The 20,386-nt window shown below is 72.5% G+C and carries 16 protein-coding genes; 5 read left to right on the forward strand and 11 right to left on the reverse strand.

Going from position 1 to position 20,386, the window contains the following annotated elements; genetic code table 11:
- Positions 1–14 precede the first annotated feature (14 nt).
- The 4 genes from QT196_RS16380 to rsmI form a co-directional block, all read right to left on the reverse strand.
- The gene (locus tag QT196_RS16380) at positions 15–1,169 is read right to left on the reverse strand and encodes a resuscitation-promoting factor (protein ID WP_168479634.1); all 1,155 of its coding nucleotides are present in this window, start codon (positions 1,167–1,169) and stop codon (positions 15–17) included.
- A 189-nt stretch (positions 1,170–1,358) separates the two neighbouring features.
- Entirely contained in the window at positions 1,359–2,234 is an 876-nt protein-coding gene (locus QT196_RS16385; protein ID WP_290355138.1) for a TatD family hydrolase, read from the reverse strand.
- A gap of 33 nt (positions 2,235–2,267) precedes the next feature.
- Positions 2,268–2,726 (reverse strand): hypothetical protein, encoded by a 459-nt coding sequence (locus QT196_RS16390; protein ID WP_290355139.1) that lies wholly within the window; start codon positions 2,724–2,726, stop codon positions 2,268–2,270.
- Between the two features lie 175 nt (positions 2,727–2,901).
- A complete protein-coding gene (rsmI, locus tag QT196_RS16395) occupies positions 2,902–3,771 on the reverse strand; it encodes a 16S rRNA (cytidine(1402)-2'-O)-methyltransferase (RefSeq protein WP_290355140.1) in 870 nt (289 codons plus the stop codon).
- Between the two features lie 88 nt (positions 3,772–3,859).
- Here rsmI and QT196_RS16400 point away from each other — a divergent pair, with 88 nt between their 5' ends.
- The 3 genes from QT196_RS16400 (at position 3,860) to QT196_RS16410 (ending at position 8,453) form a co-directional block, all read left to right on the forward strand.
- Positions 3,860–5,635: a phospholipid carrier-dependent glycosyltransferase gene (locus QT196_RS16400; protein WP_266738908.1), complete on the forward strand. Its 1,776-nt coding sequence runs from the start codon at positions 3,860–3,862 to the stop codon at positions 5,633–5,635.
- A gap of 154 nt (positions 5,636–5,789) precedes the next feature.
- Positions 5,790–7,442 (forward strand): penicillin-binding transpeptidase domain-containing protein, encoded by a 1,653-nt coding sequence (locus QT196_RS16405; protein ID WP_290355141.1) that lies wholly within the window; start codon positions 5,790–5,792, stop codon positions 7,440–7,442.
- Positions 7,443–7,601: 159 nt separating this feature from the next.
- Complete coding sequence (locus QT196_RS16410) at positions 7,602–8,453, forward strand: EamA family transporter (RefSeq protein ID WP_168479646.1); 852 nt, start codon at positions 7,602–7,604, stop codon at positions 8,451–8,453.
- 19 nt (positions 8,454–8,472) lie between these two features.
- Here the strand turns inward: QT196_RS16410 and QT196_RS16415 are convergent, their stop codons facing one another.
- The 6 genes from QT196_RS16415 to QT196_RS16440 all read right to left on the reverse strand — a co-directional run bounded on the left by QT196_RS16415 (position 8,473) and on the right by QT196_RS16440 (position 15,322).
- Positions 8,473–9,414 (reverse strand): TIGR01777 family oxidoreductase, encoded by a 942-nt coding sequence (locus QT196_RS16415; RefSeq protein ID WP_168479648.1) that lies wholly within the window; start codon positions 9,412–9,414, stop codon positions 8,473–8,475.
- 107 nt (positions 9,415–9,521) lie between these two features.
- Entirely contained in the window at positions 9,522–10,907 is a 1,386-nt protein-coding gene (locus QT196_RS16420; protein WP_248001173.1) for an alpha/beta hydrolase, read from the reverse strand.
- Positions 10,908–11,322: 415 nt separating this feature from the next.
- The gene (locus tag QT196_RS16425) at positions 11,323–12,531 is read right to left on the reverse strand and encodes a serine hydrolase domain-containing protein (protein WP_266738910.1); all 1,209 of its coding nucleotides are present in this window, start codon (positions 12,529–12,531) and stop codon (positions 11,323–11,325) included.
- Positions 12,532–12,655: 124 nt separating this feature from the next.
- The gene (locus QT196_RS16430) at positions 12,656–13,426 is read right to left on the reverse strand and encodes an ABC transporter ATP-binding protein (RefSeq protein WP_168479650.1); all 771 of its coding nucleotides are present in this window, start codon (positions 13,424–13,426) and stop codon (positions 12,656–12,658) included.
- Entirely contained in the window at positions 13,414–14,175 is a 762-nt protein-coding gene (gene cbiQ, locus QT196_RS16435) for a cobalt ECF transporter T component CbiQ (protein ID WP_168479652.1), read from the reverse strand. Before cbiQ ends, QT196_RS16430 begins: the two co-directional genes overlap by 13 nt.
- A gap of 1 nt (position 14,176) precedes the next feature.
- The gene (locus QT196_RS16440) at positions 14,177–15,322 is read right to left on the reverse strand and encodes an energy-coupling factor ABC transporter permease (RefSeq protein WP_168479654.1); all 1,146 of its coding nucleotides are present in this window, start codon (positions 15,320–15,322) and stop codon (positions 14,177–14,179) included.
- Positions 15,323–15,639: 317 nt separating this feature from the next.
- On the opposite strand from QT196_RS16440, the gene QT196_RS16445 reads away from it, so the two are divergent.
- Both QT196_RS16445 and QT196_RS16450 read left to right on the forward strand, forming a co-directional pair.
- Entirely contained in the window at positions 15,640–18,975 is a 3,336-nt protein-coding gene (locus tag QT196_RS16445; protein WP_290356667.1) for a S41 family peptidase, read from the forward strand.
- A 293-nt stretch (positions 18,976–19,268) separates the two neighbouring features.
- Positions 19,269–19,898: a hypothetical protein gene (locus QT196_RS16450; RefSeq protein WP_168479656.1), complete on the forward strand. Its 630-nt coding sequence runs from the start codon at positions 19,269–19,271 to the stop codon at positions 19,896–19,898.
- 163 nt (positions 19,899–20,061) lie between these two features.
- On the opposite strand, the gene QT196_RS16455 is transcribed toward QT196_RS16450, so the two are convergent.
- The gene (locus QT196_RS16455; protein WP_290355142.1) at positions 20,062–20,316 is read right to left on the reverse strand and encodes a hypothetical protein; all 255 of its coding nucleotides are present in this window, start codon (positions 20,314–20,316) and stop codon (positions 20,062–20,064) included.
- Positions 20,317–20,386 lie beyond the last annotated feature (70 nt).

Below are 20,386 nucleotides of genomic sequence, written 5' to 3' on the forward strand. Positions count from 1 at the left end.
CTCGTTGCGCTCGTTCACCCGTGAAGCTTACGGCCGCAGACCGGCCACGGGCTCGCCCCCCTTCTGATGTAGAGCTTCTTGGCGCGGTAGGTCTGTTCCTGGGGGGTGGCGTCCTGCGGGCGGCCGTGGCCGCCGAGGGCCCGCCAGGTGCCGACATCGAACTGGTAGAGCCCGCCGTAGGTGCCGGAGGAGTCCACCGCGCGCGGCCGCCCGCCGGCCTCGCACTGCGCCAGCGCGTGCCAGGCGAGGTGGTCGGCGCCGCGCACGGAGGTGGGCAGCTCCCGGATGCCGAGGTGCACGACCTGCGGGCGCGGGGCGCGCACGACCTCGCTGTGCAGCCGCTTCGGCCGCTGTCTGACGCCGTTGACGGTGCGCACCCGGTAGGTGACCCGCCGGACTCCGGGGCGCCCCTGCTGGACGACAACCACGGTGCCGCGGGCCAGGCCGGAGTCGGCCCGGTGGATCGTGCGGAAGGGGATGGCCCGGTCGCGGACCTCCTTGGAGCCGGTGATCCGCAGCACCGAGAGGGTCTGGCCGTCGTGCGGGAAGCTGTCCGGCGGCACCGAGGTGGTGTCCTGGTCGCGCAGCACGAGCCCGGCCTCGGCCAGGGCCTCGCGGACGGTGGCGGCGTTGGTGCGGAGGCGGTGCGCGCGGCCGTCGGCGACGATCGTCACCGAGCGTTCGGTACGGACCGCCAGCTCCAGGCCGCGCTGCCCGATGCGCCGCGAGCGGGAGGCGGACACATAGGCGCCGTCGGCCCGTACGCCGAGCTGGTGGAGGGCGCCGGCGACGGTGTCGGCGGTGGTCCACACCGTGCGGCGCTGTCCGTCGATGCTCAGCACGACCGGGCGGCCGTGCCGGACGACGACCTCGTCACCGCTGCTGAGGGCGGTGCCGGGGGCGGGCGCGACGATGTCGTGGGCGCCGATGTCCAGCCGTTCGTCGGCCAGCAGGTCGTCGACGTCGGAGGCGAAGGTGTGCAGGGTGCGCGGGGTGCCGTCGACGGTGAGCCGGACCGCCTTGTCGTGGGCGATGAAGGCGGTGGTGCCGCCGGCGAGGAACGCGACGACCAGGGCCCGCGGCAGCAGCTGGCGCAGCGCCTCGGGGCCTTCGGCGCGGCGTCTGCGACGGCCGCGCGCGGCGCGGTGGCTGCTCTGCGAATGACTCACGGCGCGCTCCACATGCCCCGGCTGCGGTTGACGGCCGGAATGTAGCGGAGTATTCGTCACTCTCCAAAGTCGCCCCACTACGGAAAGTGAGCGAAGTGGAGTGATGTGGACGGGATCCGGGAGTGCGGGCGGGCTTTCCGGTGGGGCGTACGGACTCTCCGGGGGCCGTCGGAGGGCCGCCGCGAACCGTCAGTAACCGAAGGCCCGCGCCGTGTTCGCCGCGACGGCGGTGGCCATCGCGTCCTCCGTCAGCGACGTCACCTCGGCCATGGCCCGCAGCGTGACCGGAATGAGGTACGGGGCGTTGGCCCGTCCGCGGTACGGGGCGGGTGTGAGGAAGGGGGCGTCGGTCTCGACGAGGACCAGCTCCGGCGGGGCGACGGCGAGGGCGTCGCGCAGGTGCTGGGCGTTTTTGAAGGTGACGTTGCCGGCGAAGGACATGAAGTAGCCGGCCGCGGCGCAGATCTTGGCCATCCCGGCGTCGCCGGAGTAGCAGTGGAAGACGACCCGGTCGGGCGCGCCCTCCTCGCGCAGGATGCGCAGCACATCGTCGTGCGCCTCGCGGTCGTGGATGACCAGGGCCTTGTCGTGCCGCTTGGCGATCTCGATATGCGCCCGGAAGGAGGCTTCCTGGGCGGCCATGCCCTCGGGGCCCGTACGGAAGTAGTCCAGGCCGGTCTCGCCGACGCCGCGGACCTGCGGCAGGGCGGCCAGCCGGTCGATCTCGGCGAGGGCCTCGTCCAGGGCGCTGTCGCCGCCGGGCTCCCGGGCGCCCTGCCGCGACCAGCCGTCCGGATCGCCCAGCACGATCCGGGGCGCCTCGTTGGGGTGCAGGGCGACGGTGGCGTGCACGCTGTCGTGGGCCGCCGCGGTCTCGGCGGCCCAGCGTGAACCGGCCAGGTCGCACCCCACCTGGACGACGGTGGTCACCCCGACGGAGGCGGCCTTGGTGAGCGCCTCCTCGACGGAGGAGTCCTGCATGTCCAGGTGGGTGTGCGAGTCCGCGACCGCCACCCGAAGCGGTTCGGGCAGCGGGGGCGGGGTGTTCTTGTCCTGCGGTGCCATGGCCGCGATCCTACGAGGGCCGCGGCACGGAGCTCACTTGCGGTGGTGCTGGAACGGATGCAGCAGGTCGGAGAGGTGCCAGTGGTGGCGGCCGGGGTCCTTGCCGTCGCTGGTGCCGGCGGCGTCCGGGTCCGCCGCCGGGGATGCCTTCTTCCCGTTGCCGTGCTGGCGCTGATGCATGCTCGCCATCGCGTCGGAGACCATCGAGACCTGGCCGGAACGCATGATGCGGACGATGTCGGTGCCGCAGTTCACACAGGTGGGGCGGGTCAGCGGGGAGGGGACGCGCTGGCCGTCCGCGTAGTAGACGACATGCAGCTCCCCCTTGCCGTCGACCTGATGGACTATGTCGTACGCCTGCTCCCAGCCGTGCCCGCACCGCATACAGGCGAAGGAGTACGCCTCGTGCGCGGCGGCGTCGGCCCGGGGATCGGGGTGTGCTGCGCCCGTGGTCGTCGTGGAAACTCCGGTGGTCCTGGCGAAATCACTCATGTGCTGCGCTCCTCTTGTCCGCTGGACAAGGTCTTCGGGAAGGGTTCGTCCCGACGTCCAGTGGACGCCTTTCCCGGTCACAAAGCAGCAGCTCGCCGACCGTATTGGCCCAGATTTGGCCGGGGGCAGGGAAAAGTCCCCGCCATCCCGGCCTGAGCTTTACCTTTCAGGCCGGTCATTTACCTTCTGATGGGTCGGTTTTCGCCGCGTTCTTCGCCGCGACCACCGCATCGAAGACCTCCCGCTTGGGCAGCCCGGCGTCCGCGGCGACCGCGGCGATGGCTTCCTTGCGGCGCTCCCCGGCCTCCTCGCGGACCTGCACCCGGCGCACCAGCTCCTCGGGGCCCAGGTCCTGCGGCCCGGTGTCGGGGGCGCCCTCGACGACGATGGTGATCTCGCCGCGTATGCCCTCGGCCGCCCAGGGCGCCAGCTCGCTCAGCGGGCCCCGCTTGACCTCCTCGTACGTCTTCGTCAGCTCCCGGCAGACCGCCGCGCGCCGCTCGGCGCCGAAGATCTCGGCCATCGCGGCGAGGGTGTCGTCCAGCCGGTGCGGCGCCTCGAAGTAGACGAGGGTGCGGCGCTCGTCGGCGACCTCGCGCAGCCGGGTGCGCCGCTCGCCGCCCTTGCGGGGCAGGAACCCCTCGAAGCAGAAGCGGTCCACCGGCAGCCCGGAGACGGCGAGGGCGGTGAGCACCGCGCTGGGGCCCGGGACGGCGGTGACCTTGATGTCCCGTTCGACGGCGGCGGCGACCAGCCGGTAGCCGGGGTCGGAGACCGAGGGCATCCCGGCGTCGGTGACCAGCAGCACCCGCGCCCCGCCGGCCAGCGCCTCGGCCAGCTCGGGCGTCCGGGCCGCCTCATTGCCCTCGAAGTACGACACGATCCGCCCGGACGGCTGGACGTCCAGGGCCTGGGTCAGCCGGCGCAGCCGCCGGGTGTCCTCGGCGGCGATCACATCGGCGGCGGCCAGCTCGGTGGCGAGCCGCGGCGGCGCGTCCGCGATCTCCCCGATGGGCGTCCCTGCAAGTACCAGCGTTCCAGTCACCTCCCCATCCTCCCAGGGCGCCGGTGTGCTCCGGCCGGTCGGTCTCCCCCGGTGCGGTCCACGGCGCTCCACAGGCGGCTTCCCTACGATGGGCCGGGTGACGAGTGACACCACCGCGACCGACGCCGCCGCGCAGCACGCCCCGGAGCCGCCCGGAGCGCCCCCCGTGTGGCAGCGGCGACTGCGCCGTTTCGGGCTTCCGGCCCGCCCGCAGACCGATGTCCGCGCGCGGCTGGTGCCCGCCTTCCCCGAGTCGAGCGGTCGCCTGTGGGCCGTGTTCGGCGTGGGCCCGGAGGCCGCGGCCCGGCTGACGCGCTGGTCCGGCTGGCTGGGTCCGCTGCTGGTGGCGCTGTTCGCCGGGGTGCTGCGGTTCTGGAACCTGGGCAGCCCGCGGAAGGTGATATTCGACGAGACGTACTACCCGAAGGACGCCTGGTCGCTGCTCCAGTACGGCTACGAGGGCACCTGGGCCAAGAACGCCAATGACGCGCTGGTCGGGCATCCGCCGCAGCTGCTGCTCTCGCCCGAGCACTCGTATGTCGTCCACCCCCCGATGGGCAAGTGGCTGATCGCGGTCGGCGAGGGCCTGTTCGGGATGAACCCGTTCGGCTGGCGGTTCATGGTGGCGCTGCTCGGCACCCTGTCGGTGCTGCTGGTGTGCCGTATCGGACGCCGGCTGATGCGCTCGACGGCGCTGGGCTGCCTCGCGGGCGGCCTGCTGGCGGTGGACGGTCTGCACTTCGTGATGAGCCGCACCGCGCTGCTCGATCTGATCGTGATGTTCTGGGTGGTCGCCGCGTTCGGCTGTCTGCTGGTGGACCGGGACCGCACCAGGGCGCGGCTGGCGGCGGCGCTGCCGGTCGGGCATGGGGGCACCTCCCGTTCGAGCGAAGCCGAGAATGGGGGAGGCATCGCACGACCCGACGAAGGGGTCGGTGACCGGCTGCGGCTCGGCTGGCGGCCGTGGCGGATCGCGGCCGGACTGTGCCTGGGCCTGGCCACCGCGACGAAGTGGAACGGTCTGTACTACCTCGCCGCGTTCGCGCTGATGGCGGTGCTCTGGGATGTCGCGGCACGGCGTACGGCAGGCGCCCGGCACCCCTTCCGCTCGGCCGTGCGCCGCGATGCGCTGCCCGCCTTCGGGTCCACCGTCGTGGTGGCCCTCGCCACCTATCTGGCGTCGTGGTCGGGCTGGATCGCCACCAAGGGCGGCTACTACCGCGACTGGGCGACCTCACCGGACGGCCGTACGGGTGCCTGGACCTGGCTGCCGGACTGGCTGCGCAGTCTGTGGCACTACCAGACCGAGGTCTACTCCTTCCACACCGGACTGACCACCCCGCACACCTACCAGTCCAACCCATGGAGCTGGCTGGTCCTGGGCCGCCCGGTCTCCTATTTCTACGAGGACCCCAAGGTGGGCCAGGACGGCTGCACGGCGGCCGAGGGCTGCGCCCGCGAGGTGCTGGCGCTGGGCACCCCGCTGTTGTGGTGGGCCGCCTGCTTCGCGCTCCTCTATGTCCTCTACCGCTGGCTGTTCAAGCGGGACTGGCGGGCCGGGGCGATCGTCTGCGGTGTCGCGGCCGGCTATCTGCCGTGGTTCCTCTACCAGGAGCGGACCATCTTCCTCTTCTACGCGGTGGTGTTCGTCCCGTTCCTGTGTCTGGCGCTGGCGATGATGCTCGGCGCGATCGTCGGGCCGCCGGGCTCGACGGAGCGCCGCCGCACGATCGGCGCGGTCGGCGCCGGTGTCCTGGTTCTCCTGATCGCATGGAATTTCATCTACTTCTATCCCCTCTATACGGGAATGCCGATCCCCAAGTCGGCCTGGCACCACCGGATGTGGTTCGACACCTGGGTGTGAGCCCGCCAATTCGACAGTTCCGTAACAGCCGTACAACAGCGCGTCACCGGACCGTGCCCGTATCGAGACTCACAGCCCTCCCGTGTCCCTTAGAGTGCGAGGCACGTTCTTGTGTGCGTATTCAAGGACGAGGCTCTTGGAGGGATTCAGTGGCATGCGCCGTGAGGTGAAGTACGGGCTGATCGGCGGATCGGTGGCCCTGGTGGCAGGAGTCGTGGGCGGCTTCACCCTGTTCGGCGGCTCGGACGAGTCGTCGCAGGAGGTCAGCTCGGCGGATGCCAAGTCGGGCAACAACGGGACCAAGGTGGCGACCGGCCCGCTGTCGGCCAAGGAAGTACAGACGACGTCACGGGAGTTCCTCACCGCCTGGCAGTCCGGCGACGCGGCCAAGGCGGCCGGGCTGACCGACGACCCGGAGAAGTGCAAGAGCGCGCTCGCGGCCCTCGGCAAGCAGGCGCGGTTCTCGAAGGTGACGCTCACCCCGGGCGCCCCGGCCGGTGACAAGGTGCCGTACACCGTCGCCGCGCAGATCGACTACAAGGGCACCAAGGCCGCGTACTCGTACCGCACCTCCGCGACCGTGCAGCGCGAAAAGGCCACCGGAAAGCCGCAGATCGCCTGGAAGCCGGCGATGATGCACCCGGGCCTGGGCAAGGGTGACGAACTGCGCACCGGCGAGGCGGAGGCGCCGCCGATCAAGGCCGTGGACCGCAAGGGCGCCGCGCTGACCCCCGAGGCGCATCCGGCGCTGGCCGGGGTGCTGGACAGCCTGCGGGACAAGTACGGCGACAAGACCGACGGCAAGCCGGGCGTGGAGCTGTTCATCCACCGCGCCAAGGCCGCCAAGCCCGCCGACCAGCTGCCCGAGAAGACGCTGAAGGTGCTGTCCAAGGGGACGCCGGGCACGCTCAAGACCACCCTGGACGCCGGGATGCAGTCGGCGGCCGAGCGGGCGGTCAAGGGCAAGAAGTCCGCGTCCGTGGCCGCGGTCAAGCCCAGCACCGGCGAGATCCTGGCGCTCGCCAACTCCCCGGAGAAGGGCTTCAACCTGGCCACCCAGGGGTCGCTGGCCCCCGGCTCGACGATGAAGGTCGTCACCGCGGCGCTGCTGATGGACAAGGGCCTGACCTCGCCGGGCAAGTCCCACCCGTGCCCCAAGTACGTGACGGTCGGCGGCTGGAAGTTCCAGAACCTCGACAAGTCCGAGATCAAGCACGGCACGTTCGCGCAGAGCTTCGCGGCGTCCTGCAACAACGCCTTCATCTCGCAGGCCGAGCACCTCAAGGACGACGACCTGACCAAGGAGGCCCGGGACGTCTTCGGTATCGGGCTGAACTGGCAGACCGGCATCCCCACTTTCGACGGCGCGGTGCCGGTGCAGAGCGACGCGCAGATGGCGGCCTCGCTGATCGGCCAGGGCGGCGTGCGGATGAATCCGCTCAATGTCGCCACGCTCTCCGCGACGGTCCGGTCCGGCTCCTTCCACCAGCCGTACCTCGTGTCGCCGGACCTGGACCACCGGACGCTCGCCAAGGCGCCCCGCACGATGAAGCCGTCCACCCTCAGCGGGCTGAAGTCCCTGATGAAGCTGACCGCGACGTCCGGTACGGCCGCCGAGGCGATGTCCGGGCTCAGCGGTGACATCGGCGCCAAGACCGGCTCGGCCGAGGTCGACAACCAGAAGAAGCCCAACGCCTGGTTCACCGCCTACCGCAACGACCTCGCCGCGGCGGCCGTCGTCCCGGCGAGCGGCCACGGCGGCTCCAACGCGGGCCCGGTGGTCCGCGCGCTGCTCACCGCAGGCTGACAGGACGGGGCGCCGTGGGGGCGCCCCGTCTCAGTCACCGAATCCGGTTCGCATGGCCCGTACAGCTTTCGCTAGCGTGCGGGCCATGAGCGATTCCGCTTCCGGCGCCGCCCCCGGAACCCCGACCGACCTACCGACCGGCGTGCGCGAGCGCACCTCGTGACCCCGCTCGTCGTCGCCGCGGTCCTGATGGCCGCCGTCACCCACGCCAGCTGGAACGCCATCGCGCACGGCATCCGCGACCAGCTGCTGGCCTTCACCCTGGTCGGCGGCGGCGGTGCGGTCTGCGGCCTCGCACTGGTCGCCGTCACCCCGCTCCCGGCCGCCGGCGCCTGGCCCTTCCTCCTGGCCTCCGCCGTACTGCACATCGTCTACCAGGCCCTGCTGATGCAGTCGTTCCGGCTGGGCGACTTCGGGCAGATGTACCCCATCGCCCGCGGCACCGCGCCCCTGGCCGTCACCGTCCTGGCTGCCGTCTTCGTCCACGAGATCCCCAACGGCTGGGCCCTGGCCGGTGTCGCCCTGGCCTCCGCGGGCCTGGTCGGGGTCGCCCTCTGGGGCATCCGCGGCTCCGGGACCCGGCCGCACTGGCCGGCCCTGGTCGCCGCCCTCGCCACCGGCCTCGCCATCGCCTCGTACACGACGGTCGACGGCCTGGGCGTACGGGCCTCCGGCAACGCCCTCGGCTACATCGGCTGGCTGATGCTCCTCGAAGGCATCGCGATCCCCGCCTACGCGCTCGCCACCCGCCGCGGCCGGCTCCTCACCGAACTCCGCCCGTTCGCACTGCGCGGGCTGGCCGGCGGGGTGCTCTCCGTCTTCGCCTACGGCCTGGTCCTGTGGGCCCAGACCCGCGCCCCCCTCGCACCGATCGCCGCCCTGCGCGAGTCCTCGATCATCGTGGGCGCCGCCATCGGCGCGCTGTTCTTCAAGGAACGCTTCGGCGCCCCCCGTATCGCCGCGGCGGGCCTGATGGTCATCGGCATCGGCCTGATGCTGCACACCGGCTGAGGGGCGCCGCCCCGACCGCTCAGCGGGTACGGACGCGCCGCACCAGGTCGTCCGCGGCCGCCGGCCAGCTGTCGTACGCGAAGGTGAAGCCCGCGTCGCGCAGCCGTCCGGGCACCACCCGGCGGCTCTTGAGCAGCAGTTCGGTGTCGGACCGCAGCGCGAACGCGCCCAGCTCGGCCATCCACTTCGTGGCGGGCAGCCCCACCGGGACGCCCCAGGCGGCCCGCAGCGCACGCATGAAGTCCCGGTGGGGCAGCGGACCGGGCGCGGCGAGGTTCACCGGCCCGCTGAGGTCGTTCCGGTCGACCAGGAACTCCACCGCGCGCACGAAGTCCCGGTCATGAATCCAGGACACGTACTGGGCGCCACCCGCGACCGGGCCGCCGAGCCCCAGCCGGACCATCCGCAGCAGCACGTCGAACACCCCGCCGCGGTCGGGACTCATCACCATCGCGGAACGCAGCGCGACCTTACGGGTATCCGGGGTGGCGGCCTCCTCCTGCGCCCGCTCCCACTCCTTGGCGATCTCCACACTGAACGCCCAGTAGTCCGGGACGCCGGACTCCGCACCGCCCAGCTCGCCGGTCGCCTCATCGTGGGGCGCGTCGAAGCGGTGGGTGTAGATGGTGGCGGTGCTCATCTGTAGCCAGACGCGGGGCGGCCGGGCGGCCGCCGCGATCGCCTCGCCCACGACCCGGGCGGAGTCCACCCGCGAATCCCTCATCTCCTGGAGGTTGGCCCGGGTGTAGCGGCAACTGACGCTGCGCCCGGCCAGGTTGATCACGACATCACTGCCCTCGATCGCCGCCGTCCAGGGCCCGGGCGTCGCACCGTCCCAGGCCACCTCCCCCGCCCGCACGGGACGTCTGGTCAGCACCACGACCTCGTGCCCCGCCGCGGCCAGCGCACGGCGCAGAATGCCGCCCACCTGGCCGGTCCCGCCGGGTATCACTATCTTCATCGGGCTCCCTCATGCCACATCGGACCGCGCCCACGGGCCGCTTCGCCTGTTGCCGGGTGTGGACGTGCCACACCCGGCCCCAGCAGATGCCGTCGCAGGCGGTCCCGTCAACGGTGCGGATAGACCGTGCCCGGCGGCGGTGTGTGCAGCGTACGGAGATAGCTGTCGATCGCCCGTGCCGGAAGCGGCGACTGGCACTTGCGGTAGAGCCAGTGGTCCACCGCGTCGAGAACGGCGAGCCTGCCCTGCGGGAACTCCTGCGCCATGCGCCGGGCACCCGGCAGCGGGGTCGCCAGATCGTGCTTGGCGTTCACGACGAGCACCGGCGGCAGTGGGCCCTTGGCCTGGGCCGGCTCCGGCTCGGGCGCGGCCGGCCACCCCTGGCAGCCGAGGATCATGTCCAGGGCCTGGGAGTTGTAGCGGATGTGCGGGTTGGCGGACTGGGTCCGCTGACGCAGCTCCCGGTAGTGGGCATAGTCGCGGAGGCGGAAGTCGTAGTCCCGGCACATCACGGTGCGCCAGGCGAGGTCGGGAGAGCTGTCGATCCAGTAGACCTTGCCCTTGCCGCTGTTCAGGGCCCCCAGCTGCTCGGCGGTTGTCTGGGGGTTCCACTTCTGGAGGTAGTTGAAAAGGAAGCCGGACAGCTGGTCGGCGGTGACCTTCTTCCGCGTGGGGCCGTGCCGTCCCGGTTCGAACAGCCTGCCCGCGTCGGCGCGCGCGAACAGCCCGCGGACGACGGCCTGCACGTCCTGGCCCTTCAGTGCGCAGGAGGTGTCCTTCGCGCACCAGTCCGCGAGCTGCCGCACCCCGTTCTCGGCGGCGGCGGAACCTTCCGCGAGGAAGCGCTCGGCGTCCGGCCGGGACGGGTCCATGGCGCTGTCGAGGGCCAGCGCCCGGAGCTTCTGCGGGAAGAGACGGGCATATTGGCGGCCCATGAGCGTGCCATAGGAGTGCCCGAGGAAGCTGATCTTCTTCTCACCGAGGGCGGCGCGGATCGCATCCATGTCACGCGCGACACTGACGCTGTCCATGTGGTCGACGACCGGACCGCTGCGCTGACGGCAACTGTCGGCGAGCTCCTTGTCAAGGCTGCGCATCCGCTCGAACTCGGCCGCGTTCTTCGGGCGGGTGGGGATCTTGGCGGCGAGCTTGTCGTCGCACCGGAACTGTCCGCTGCGGCCGATGCCGCGCGGGTCGAAGCCGATGATGTCGAAGCGGCTCCTGATGTTCTTGTCGTAGCCCTCGACCGGGTCGTCGGCGTAGTAGGCATCGTCCAGACCGCTCGTGCCGGGCCCGCCCGGGTTCGAAAGCAGGACCCCGATCCGCTTCTTCGGGTCGGTGGCCTTCTGGCGGGCCACCGCGATCTTCATCGTCGGCCCGTCCGGCTTCGCCCAGTCGACCGGCACCTCCAGCGTTCCGCACCGGGTCCGCTTGCTCGGAGCGGGATAGGGCGGCTCGGCCTTGGGACAGGCGGACCACTTGATCGACCGCACCGGAGCCGTTCCTGGCCCCGGACTCGACGGACTCGCCCCCGCACTCGACGGCACGAGCAGCGACCCGGCAAGCACCGCCACCCCCACCGAAGCCGTGAGGCCAACACCCCTGCGCACCCAGCGCGCCCGACCGTCCAAGCTCTCGACCGACCCGTCCTCGGGCCGGGAGAAGGAATCTGAAGCGTTCATGCCGCACACCCTCACGCCCCCACATGGCGGCCCTTCCATGGCCAGATGATGGCGACGTAACAGAGCTCCCGCGGCACCCAACTCCCCACCGAAACCCACCACATGCCCTCCTCCCCCACCACCCCGGAGGCCCCGCACCCGGCACCCACCACTCACAGGGGGCCGTCCCAACCCCTCCCCCGCTCCCGCCGAAGGCAGGCTCAACCCACAGAAGAAAAACGGTGGGTCACCCGGCAACGTGGGAAACAGCCCGCAACAACGCCTGCGCACGCGGGTCCGCCGTAACCCCCCGCTGCATCCCGTTGGTGACATAGCCGAACGCCAGCCCGCTCTCGGGGTCGGCGCAGGCCAGCGCGCCCCCGCGGCCCGGGTGGCCGAAGGACCCGGGGGCGAGGAGCGGGGAGGCCGGCCCGTGGAGCATGAAGCCCAGGCCGAAGCGGGTGTGGACCAGGAGGGTGCGGTCGAGGCCGGCGGACTCCTCGGTGCGGGCGAGGGTGAGGGTCGCGGGCGCGAAGAGCCGGGAGCGGCCGTCGACGGGGCCGATGAGCGCGGCGTAACAGCGGGCCAGCGAACGGGCGGTGGCGACGCCGCCGGAGGCGGGCAGCTCGGCGGCCCGGTACGCGGGCGCGTTCTCGTCGGGGGCGGGGGAAATCGCGCCGAAGGCGCGGCTGGTGAGCGAGTCCGGATCGGCGTACGCGTCGGCGACGGCTTGCTTCGGGCGGACCCGGAGCCCGGCCGCGGCGGGCGGGGCGGGGGGCTCGACGGCGGCGATCCGCCCGACGCGGGCTCGCTCCGCCGCGGGCAGACCGACCCACAGGTCGAGGCCGAGCGGCCCGGCTATCTCGTCGGCGATCCAGCTGCCGATGCTGCGGCCGGTGACCCGCAGCACCAGCTCGCCGAGGAGCCAGCTGTAGGTCTGCGCGTGGTAGCCGTGGTCCGTGCCGGGTTCCCAGGCGGGTGCCTGGGCGGCGAGCGCGGCGGGGCCGCTGAGGCCGTCGATGGCCTGGTCCGGGGTGAGCGGGGTGTCGAGGACGGGCAGTCCGGCGCGGTGCGAGAGCAGATGGCGGACGAGGACGCGTTCCTTGCCGGCGGCCTTGAACTCGGGCCAGTACGTGCCGACCGGCGCATCGAGGTCGAGCTGTCCGCGCTGGTGCAGCAGCAGCGGGACGACGGCGGCGATGCCCTTGGTCGCGGAACGGATCACCTGGGCGGTACCGGCCTCCCAGGGCGCCGCGTCCGCCGCGTGCTTGCCGGCGTCGCCGTCCCTCGTGCCGCCCCACAGGTCGACGACCTTGCGCCCGTGCCGGTAGACGGCGACCGCCGCGCCCCGCTCCCCGCGCCGCGCGAAGTTGGCCATGAAGGCGTCCCGGACCGGCTCGAAGCCGTCCTCGACCGTGCCCTGGACGTCCACCACTGACTCCCGCTTCCCACTCATCCGTCGCTTTCGTGACCCATCCATGGTGCAACGCGCGGATCAGTGCTCATGACCAGGACCGCGGCCCGTGGTGTTCGTCACATGCGAACGGCGCGGCCGGGCACGGGGAGGGCTCAGCGGTGGGTCACAGCGGGACGTCGACCGACCGCGGATCGAAACCGAAGGGCAGCTCCAGCCGGTGGGTGCGCATCAGTTCCTCGTCGCACAGGAGGTCCTGGGTGGTGCCGTCGGCGACCAGCACCCCGCCGGAGAGGACGACGGACCGCGGGCAGAGCTCCAGCGCGTAGGGCAGATCGTGGGTGACCATCAGGACGGTGACGTCCAACGACCGCAGGATGTCGGCGAGTTCCCGGCGGGAGGCGGGGTCGAGGTTGGAGGACGGTTCGTCGAGGACCAGGATCTCGGGGCGCATGGCCAGGACGGTCGCCACCGCGACCCGGCGGCGCTGGCCGAACGAGAGATGGTGCGGCGGCCGGTCGGCGAACTCCGCCATCCCGACCCGGGTGAGCGCCTCGGTGACCCGTGCGTCCAGTTCGGCGCCGCGCAGCCCGGCGGAGGCCGGTCCGAAGGCGACGTCCTCCCGGACGGTGGGCATGAACAGCTGGTCGTCGGGGTCCTGGAAGACGATGCCGACGCGGCGGCGGATCTCGGCGAGATGTTCCCGGGCGACCGGCAGCCCGGCGACCGCGACGCTGCCGGCGCCCGCTTCGAGGATGCCGTTGAGGTGCAGGACGAGGGTGGTCTTGCCGGCGCCGTTGGGCCCGAGCAGGGCGACCCGCTCGCCACGGCCGACGGTCAGGTCGACGCCGAAGAGCGCCTGGTGGCCGTCGGGGTAGGCGTAGGCGAGCCCGGAGACGGCGAGGGAGGGGGGCGTGGTGGTGCTCAAAGGGTCCATCCCAGGAGGCAGACGGCGAGCGCGGCCAGCGGGAGGGCGGCCGCGCGGGTCCATTGTGTGCGGGTGGCGGCGCCGGCGTCGACCACGGGCATGGTGCCGGTGTAGCCGCGGCTGACCATCGCGAGGTGGACCCGCTCCCCGCGCTCGTAGGAGCGGATGAACAGCGCCCCGGCGGATTTGGCGAGCACGCCCCAGTGACGGACGCCCCGGGCCTCGAAGCCGCGGGAGAGCCGGGCGATCCGCATCCGCCGCATCTCGTCGGTGATCACATCCCCGTAGCGGATCATGAAGGACGCGATCTGGACGAGCAGCGGCGGCATCCGCAGCCGCTGGAGGCCCAGCAGGAGTTCGCGCAGCTCGGTGGTGGAGGCGAGCAGCACCGACGCGGCGACGCCGAGGGTGCCCTTGGCGAGGATGTTCCAGGCGCCCCACAGCCCGGACTCGCTCAGGCTCATGCCGAGGACGGCGACCCGCGGCCCCTCGGCGACGAACGGCATCAGCACGGCGAAGGCGACGAACGGCACCTCGATCAGCAGCCGCTTGAGCAGAAACCCGGCCGGGACCCGGGCGGCCCCGGCGGCGGCCGCGATCAGCAGCGCGTACAGCCCGAACGCCCAGACCGCCTCGCGCGGGGTGGAGACGACGACCAGGACGAAGCCGAAGACCGCCGCGATCTTGCAGTGCGCCGGCAGCGCGTGGACCGCCGAGTGCCCGTGCCGGTAGAGCTTGTGCGCGTGCCCGGCGCCCATCTCAGACGCTCTCCGACGGGCGCCCGGCACCCGCGTCGGACCGCTCGGCGGTGGCGGCGCTCCGGCGGCGGCGCAGCACGACGAACACACCGGTGCCCACCGCCAGCGTCGCGCCGACGCCGATGACCCCGGCGAGGCCGCCGGACAGCCGCGGGTCGGTGATGTCCTTGACGCTGTAGTCGGCGAGCGGGGAGTCCTTGGCGGCGTGGTCCTCGGCCTTGCGGTCGATGCCGTGGTCCTGGGCGACCTTCTCCAGGCCGTCGGGGCTGGCGGAGGCGTAGTAGCTGATGCCGCCCGCGCACACCAGGGCGGCGGCGAGGCCGGCCAGCCAGACGCGGCGGACGGAGCTGCGTGCGGGGGCCGGGGCGGGGGCCGGGGTGGGGGCAGCGGGCACGGGGGCCGGCTCGGCGGCGGGGGCGGCCCCGTCGGCCGGTCCGGCGAGCGGTGAGGTCCGCAGCTCCAGCGGCTCGGTCAGGCCGCGCGCGCCGTAGACCAGGTCGGGGCGCACGGCGATCACGGCGCCGACGGTCAGCGCGGTGATCGCCGCCTCGCCGATCCCGATCAGCAGGTGCACGCCGACCATGGCGGTGAAGACCTTGCCGAGCGGCACGTCCGCGGTCCCGCCGAGCGCGTAGAGCGCGGTGAAGGCGACCGCGGCCGCGGGCACCGAGAGCAGCGCGGCGACGAAGGAGGCGACGGTGACCGAGCGGCGCCGCCGCGGCAGCACCTTCACCAGGCCCCGGAACAGGCCGTAGGCGACCACGGTCGTCACGATCGCCATATCGGTGATGTTGACGCCGAGCGCGGTCAGCCCGCCGTCGGCGAACAGCACGCCCTGCATCAGCAGCACCACCGAGACGCACAGCACGCCGGTGTACGGGCCGACGAGGATCGCCGCGAGGGCGCCGCCCAGCAGATGTCCGCTGGTGCCGGCCGCGACCGGGAAGTTCAGCATCTGCACGGCGAAGATGAAGGCCGCGACCAGTCCGGCCAGCGGCGCCGTACGCTCGGCGGCGGCCGCGCCGACCGGCCCCGCACCCGCCAGCTCACGCCGGGCACCGCGCAGGCTGACGGCCACCGCGACCGCGGCGACCACTCCGGTCGCCGCGGACACCGGCGCGTTGATGAATCCATCGGGTACGTGCATCTCGGCTTCTCCGCTTCAGGTGCTGCAACCCGCCAATGGTGGGGCCTCCTGCAAATAAGTTGCAAGAGCGCCCATGATGCGGAACGGCCTCGGCGCCCCTCGAAGGGGGGTCCCATCTGGGCACCCTTCCCCGGTGGCACATCTGTACGAACGGGCCGAAGCCGGGCCGCCCGGCCGCGGACGAGGGGCCGGTGTCACCCGACCGAGTTGCCGCCGCCCGCTCGTCCCGAAACGATGGGTGCGTGAGCGATGCACCCGAGGACGTCGGGCCGCGCCCGGAGCCGAACCCCGCGAAGCCCCGCGGGCGGCTGCGCCGCATGCCGGCCCGGCCGGACCCGCCCGGCGGCTCGTATCTGCGCTTTCCGCATCTGCACGGTGAGCTGCTCTGCTTCGCCGCCGAGGACGATCTGTGGATCGCCCCGCTCGCCCCGGAGGGCGCGGAACCCGGCCGCGCCTGGCGGCTGACCGTGGACCGCACCCGCGTCGGCCACCCCCGCTTCTCCCCCGACGGGCAGCAGATCGCCTTCACCACCTGGCGCAGCCTCGACCCGGAGGTCCATGTCGCGGCGGTCGAGGGCGGCCCGGCCCGCCGGCTGACGTACTGGGGCAGCACCGACGCCCGGGTCTGCGGCTGGGCACCCCCGGACCACGAGGGCCGGTCCCACATCCTCGCGGTCTCCTCGCACGGCCAGCCGTTCTCGTACTACTCGTGGGCCTACAGCCTGACCACCGACGGCAGCCCCGGCGGCCAGCTGCCCTGGGGGCCGGTCTCCGACATCGCGGTCGCCGACATCGACGGGGAGCACCGCACCCTGCTGCTGACCGGCAAACCGCCGCACGAGCCCGCCTCCTGGAAGCGCTACCGGGGCGGCGCGATGGGCCGGATGTGGCTGCACGGCACCCGGCTGCTGCCGGATCTGCACGGGCATCTCGACTCGGTGATGTTCGTCGGCGGCCGGGTCGCGTTCCTCTCCGACCACGAGGGCATCGCCAATGTCTACTCCTGTCTGCCCGACAGCACCGACCTGCGCCGCCACACCGACCACACCGACTTCTACGCCCGGCACGCCTCGACCGACGGCGAGCGGATCGTCTACCAGTGCGCCGGTGACCTCTGGCTGATCGACGACCTCGGCCCGGACGCGGTACCGCGCAAGCTGGCGGTGCGCCTGGGCGGTCCGCGGGCCGGCCGGCGCAGCTACCAGGTCCCGGCCGCCGCGCATGTCACCGCGCTCGCGGTGGACACCACCGGGCGGGCCAGCGCGGTCGGTGTCCGCGGCAGCCTGTACTGGCTCACCCACCGCGACGGCCCGGCCCGGACCATCCACGACGTCCCGGGCGTACGGGTCCGGCTCCCCGAAATGCTGGGCGGCAGCGGGCGGATCGCCTACGTCACCGACGCCGAGGGCGAGGACGCGATCGAGATCACCAACCTGCCGCGGGCCAGCGCGCCGGGCGAGCCGCGCCGGCTGGCCGCCGGTGAGCTGGGCCGGGTCCAGGAGATGACCGCCGCTCCGGACGGCGAACGGCTGGCGGTGGCCTCGAACGACGGCCGGCTGCTGCTGGTGGACGTGGCCCGGCCCGAGGAGGGGGTGAGCGAGGAGGACGCCTCCGGCGGGGTCACCGAGCTGATCCGCTCCGTCAACGGCCCGGTCCGCGACCTGGCGTTCTCCCCCGACTCCCGCTGGCTGACCTGGTCGCACCCCGGTATCGGCCGGTCGCTGCGGCAGATCAAGATGGCCCGGCTGGCCGACCGGCACATCGTGGACGTCACCAACGGCCGGTTCGAGGACGAGCAGCCGGTGTTCACCCGCGACGGCCGCTATCTGGCGTTTCTGTCCTGGCGCGGCTTCGACCCGGTCTACGACGTGCACACCGGCGATCTGTCGTTCCCGCTGGGCTGCCGCCCCCATCTCGTCCCGCTGTCGTCGGCGACCCCGTCCCCCTTCGCGCTGTCCCCGGAGGGCCGGCCGGCGGCGGGCGGCCTGGACCCGGACGAGATCCCGCCGGCCGGCGAAGGGCCGCTGCTGGTCGAGGTGGAGGGGCTGGAGAACCGGGTCACCCCGTTCCCGGTGGCGGCGTCGAAGTACTCCTCCCTGGAGCCGGTCAGCGGCGGCGGGCTGGTCTGGCTACGCTGGCCGATCTCCGGCGCGCTGGGCGAGACCTTCGCCAACCCGGCCGAGACCTCGGGCCGCCCCACCCTCGAACACTTCGACCTGACCAAGGCGCGGCGCACCGAACTCACCAGCTCCCTGGACGGGTTCGCGCTCAGCGGCGACGGCTCCCGGCTGGTCGTCAACGACGAGGGCGAACTGCGCGCGGTACCGGCGGCCGAACAGCCGGACAGCGACACCACCGTCTTCCTGGACCTTCGGCGCATCCTGCACGACGTCGATCCGGTGGCGGAGTGGCACCAGGCGTTCGAGGAGGCGGGCCGGATCACCCGGGCGTACTTCTGGGAGCCGCGGATGTGCGGCATCGACTGGGACGCGGTGCTGGCGCAGTACCGGCCGCTGCTCGACCGGGTCGCCTCCCCCGACGAGTTCGCCGATCTGCTGCGCGAGGTGATGGGCGAACTGGGGACCTCGCACGCGTACGTCACCGGCGCCCGGCGCAACGAGGGGCCGCCGCACTACCAGCGCGCCATGGGCCTGCTCGGCGCCAACCTGGTGTGCCGGGACGGCCGTTGGGTGGTCACCCGGATCCTGCCCGGTGAGTCCTCGGACTCCAAGGCCCGTTCCCCGCTGGCCGGTACGGGCATCCGCGAGGGCACCGCGCTCACCCATGTCGACGGCCGCCCGGTGGACCCGGTGGCCGGTCCCGGACCGCTGCTGGCCGCGGCCGGCGGCACCACCGTGGAGCTCACGTTCTCCCCGCCGGACGGCGACGGCCCGGCCCGCCGGGTCGCGGTGGTCCCGCTGGTCGACGAACGGCCGCTGCGCTACCAGGACTGGGTGGCCAAACGCCGGGCGGTGGTACGGGAGTTGAGCAGCGGCCGGTGCGGCTATCTGCACATCCCCGACATGGGCGGCTCCGGCTGGGCGCAGTTCAACCGCGATCTGCGGATGGAGGTGTCCCGGCCCGCGCTGATCGTGGACGTCCGGGGCAACGCGGGCGGCAACATCTCCGAGCTGGTGATCGAGAAGCTGACCCGCACCATCATGGGCTGGGACCTGACCCGGGACGCCGAGCCCGTCTCGTACACCAGCAACGCGCCGCGCGGCCCGGTCGTCGCGGTCGCCGACGAGATGACCTCCTCCGACGGCGACATGATCACCGCGGCCTTCAAACTCCAGGGCCTCGGCCCGGTGGTCGGCATGCGCACCTGGGGCGGGGTGGTCGGGATGACCGGCCGGCACCGGCTCGCCGACGGCACCGCGATCACCGTCCCGATGAACGCCGCCTGGTTCCGGCTCTACGGCTGGGGCGTGGAGAACCACGGCGTCGAGGTCGACATCGAAGCGCTGCGCTCCCCGCTGCACTGGGCCGAGGGCCGGCATCCCCAGCTGGGCGTCGCGATCCGTACGGCGCTGGAGCTGCTGGAGCGGCACCCGGCGGCGATGCCTCCGGACCTGTCGGACGTGCCGGACCTGCGGCGGCCGCTGTTGCCGCCGCGGAGCGGGGGCGCGTCGGCGGAGGCGGCGGGGGCCTGACGCGCCCCGTTCCACCATTCCCGCTGTTCGAGCTGACGGCAGGTCACCCCTGGCTGTTCCCTGAGCTGTTGCCTCAGGCGGCGAGTGCGACCGCGTCACCGGCCGCCGCACAGCACACAACCGACGGCACACGACCGGACCGGTACCCAACTGACCTGCACGGACAGCCGGGTGCCGATCGAGACAACCGATCACCTTCCGGTTACGTGCTCATTACATGGGGGTCGTAGCGTCACCGGCCGGGGCATTCGCACGAGCTCCGGCAACACCCCCACCGCAACGGAGATACACCCATGGGAATCCGTCACCGGATCGCGCCGCTGGCCGCCGTGCTGGCTCTGGCCGGCGGCCTGGCGGCCACCGCAGCTGCCCCCGCGCTGGCCGCCCAGCCGGCGTCCGGGAAGACCACCGGAACTGCCGCGGCCGACGGTACGTACCTCTACTTCAACAAGAATCAGAGCAACCCGGGCAACTCGCGGCTCTACCTGATGAAGAGCGTTCCGAACGCCAAGGACACGGTGCTCGCCAAGTACCGCGCGGGCTCAGGCGACGGCGGCCCCAACGGCAAGGACGAGTGCGCCAGTTCGCAGGGCTGGCTGCCGAACGGCACCTACCAGGTGCTGGCCCACGACGCCCACTACAACGGCGGAGACCTCGGGGTGAACGGCAAGGTCATACACGTCGAGGACAAGGTGTGCGAGAACGGCCGGACCACCCGCGCCGAGCTGTTCGTGCACAGCGAGATGTGGCCCGAGGGCAGCCAGGCGTCCCCTCGGCCCGGCCAGGACAACCCCTACCGCTGGGAGGGCTCTGATGACTACCGCTCGCTGGGCTGCATCAAGCTGAAGCCGGCGGACATCGACAACCTCTTCACCAAGGCCGGGCGCTACGGCTGGCCGGACGAACTCAAGGTCGTCAGCTGACCGCAGGCACCAACTGACCCTGGGGAAACAGGAGGTGGGGGCCGTTTCCACAGGGAGGGAACGCAGCAACAGGGGGAAAGCGGTGGGGCGCACCCGGTCGACCGGGTGCGCCCCTCACGCATGGCGCGTACGCCGCCGCGCGTGGTGTTCAGGACGTGCCATGTCAGCTCTGGGAGCGGCCCTCGGCGGCGTCCATCGCGTCCTGGGCCGGACGGCGGCCCTGCTGGCGGTCGCGGGGCTGCTGGCCACGGTCCTGGCCGCCCTGGCGCCGGTCGCCCTCGCGCTCCGGGCGCTGACCGCCACGCTCGTCCTGGCGCTGACCGCGCTCGTGACCCTGCTCGCGAGCGTCGCCCTTGGCCTTGTTCGCCTGGTCCTTGAGCTCGTTGGCCTTGTCCTGGAACTGGTCCTTGATGCCCATGCTGTTCACTCCTAGTGGGGTGTAAGGGGGGTTTGGCCCCGATTCAGCGTGACACGCCCGGACATTGCTC

The sequence above is a fragment of the Streptomyces sp. P9-2B-2 genome, from assembly GCF_030406865.1.
GTDB classification, from domain to species: domain Bacteria; phylum Actinomycetota; class Actinomycetes; order Streptomycetales; family Streptomycetaceae; genus Streptomyces; species Streptomyces platensis.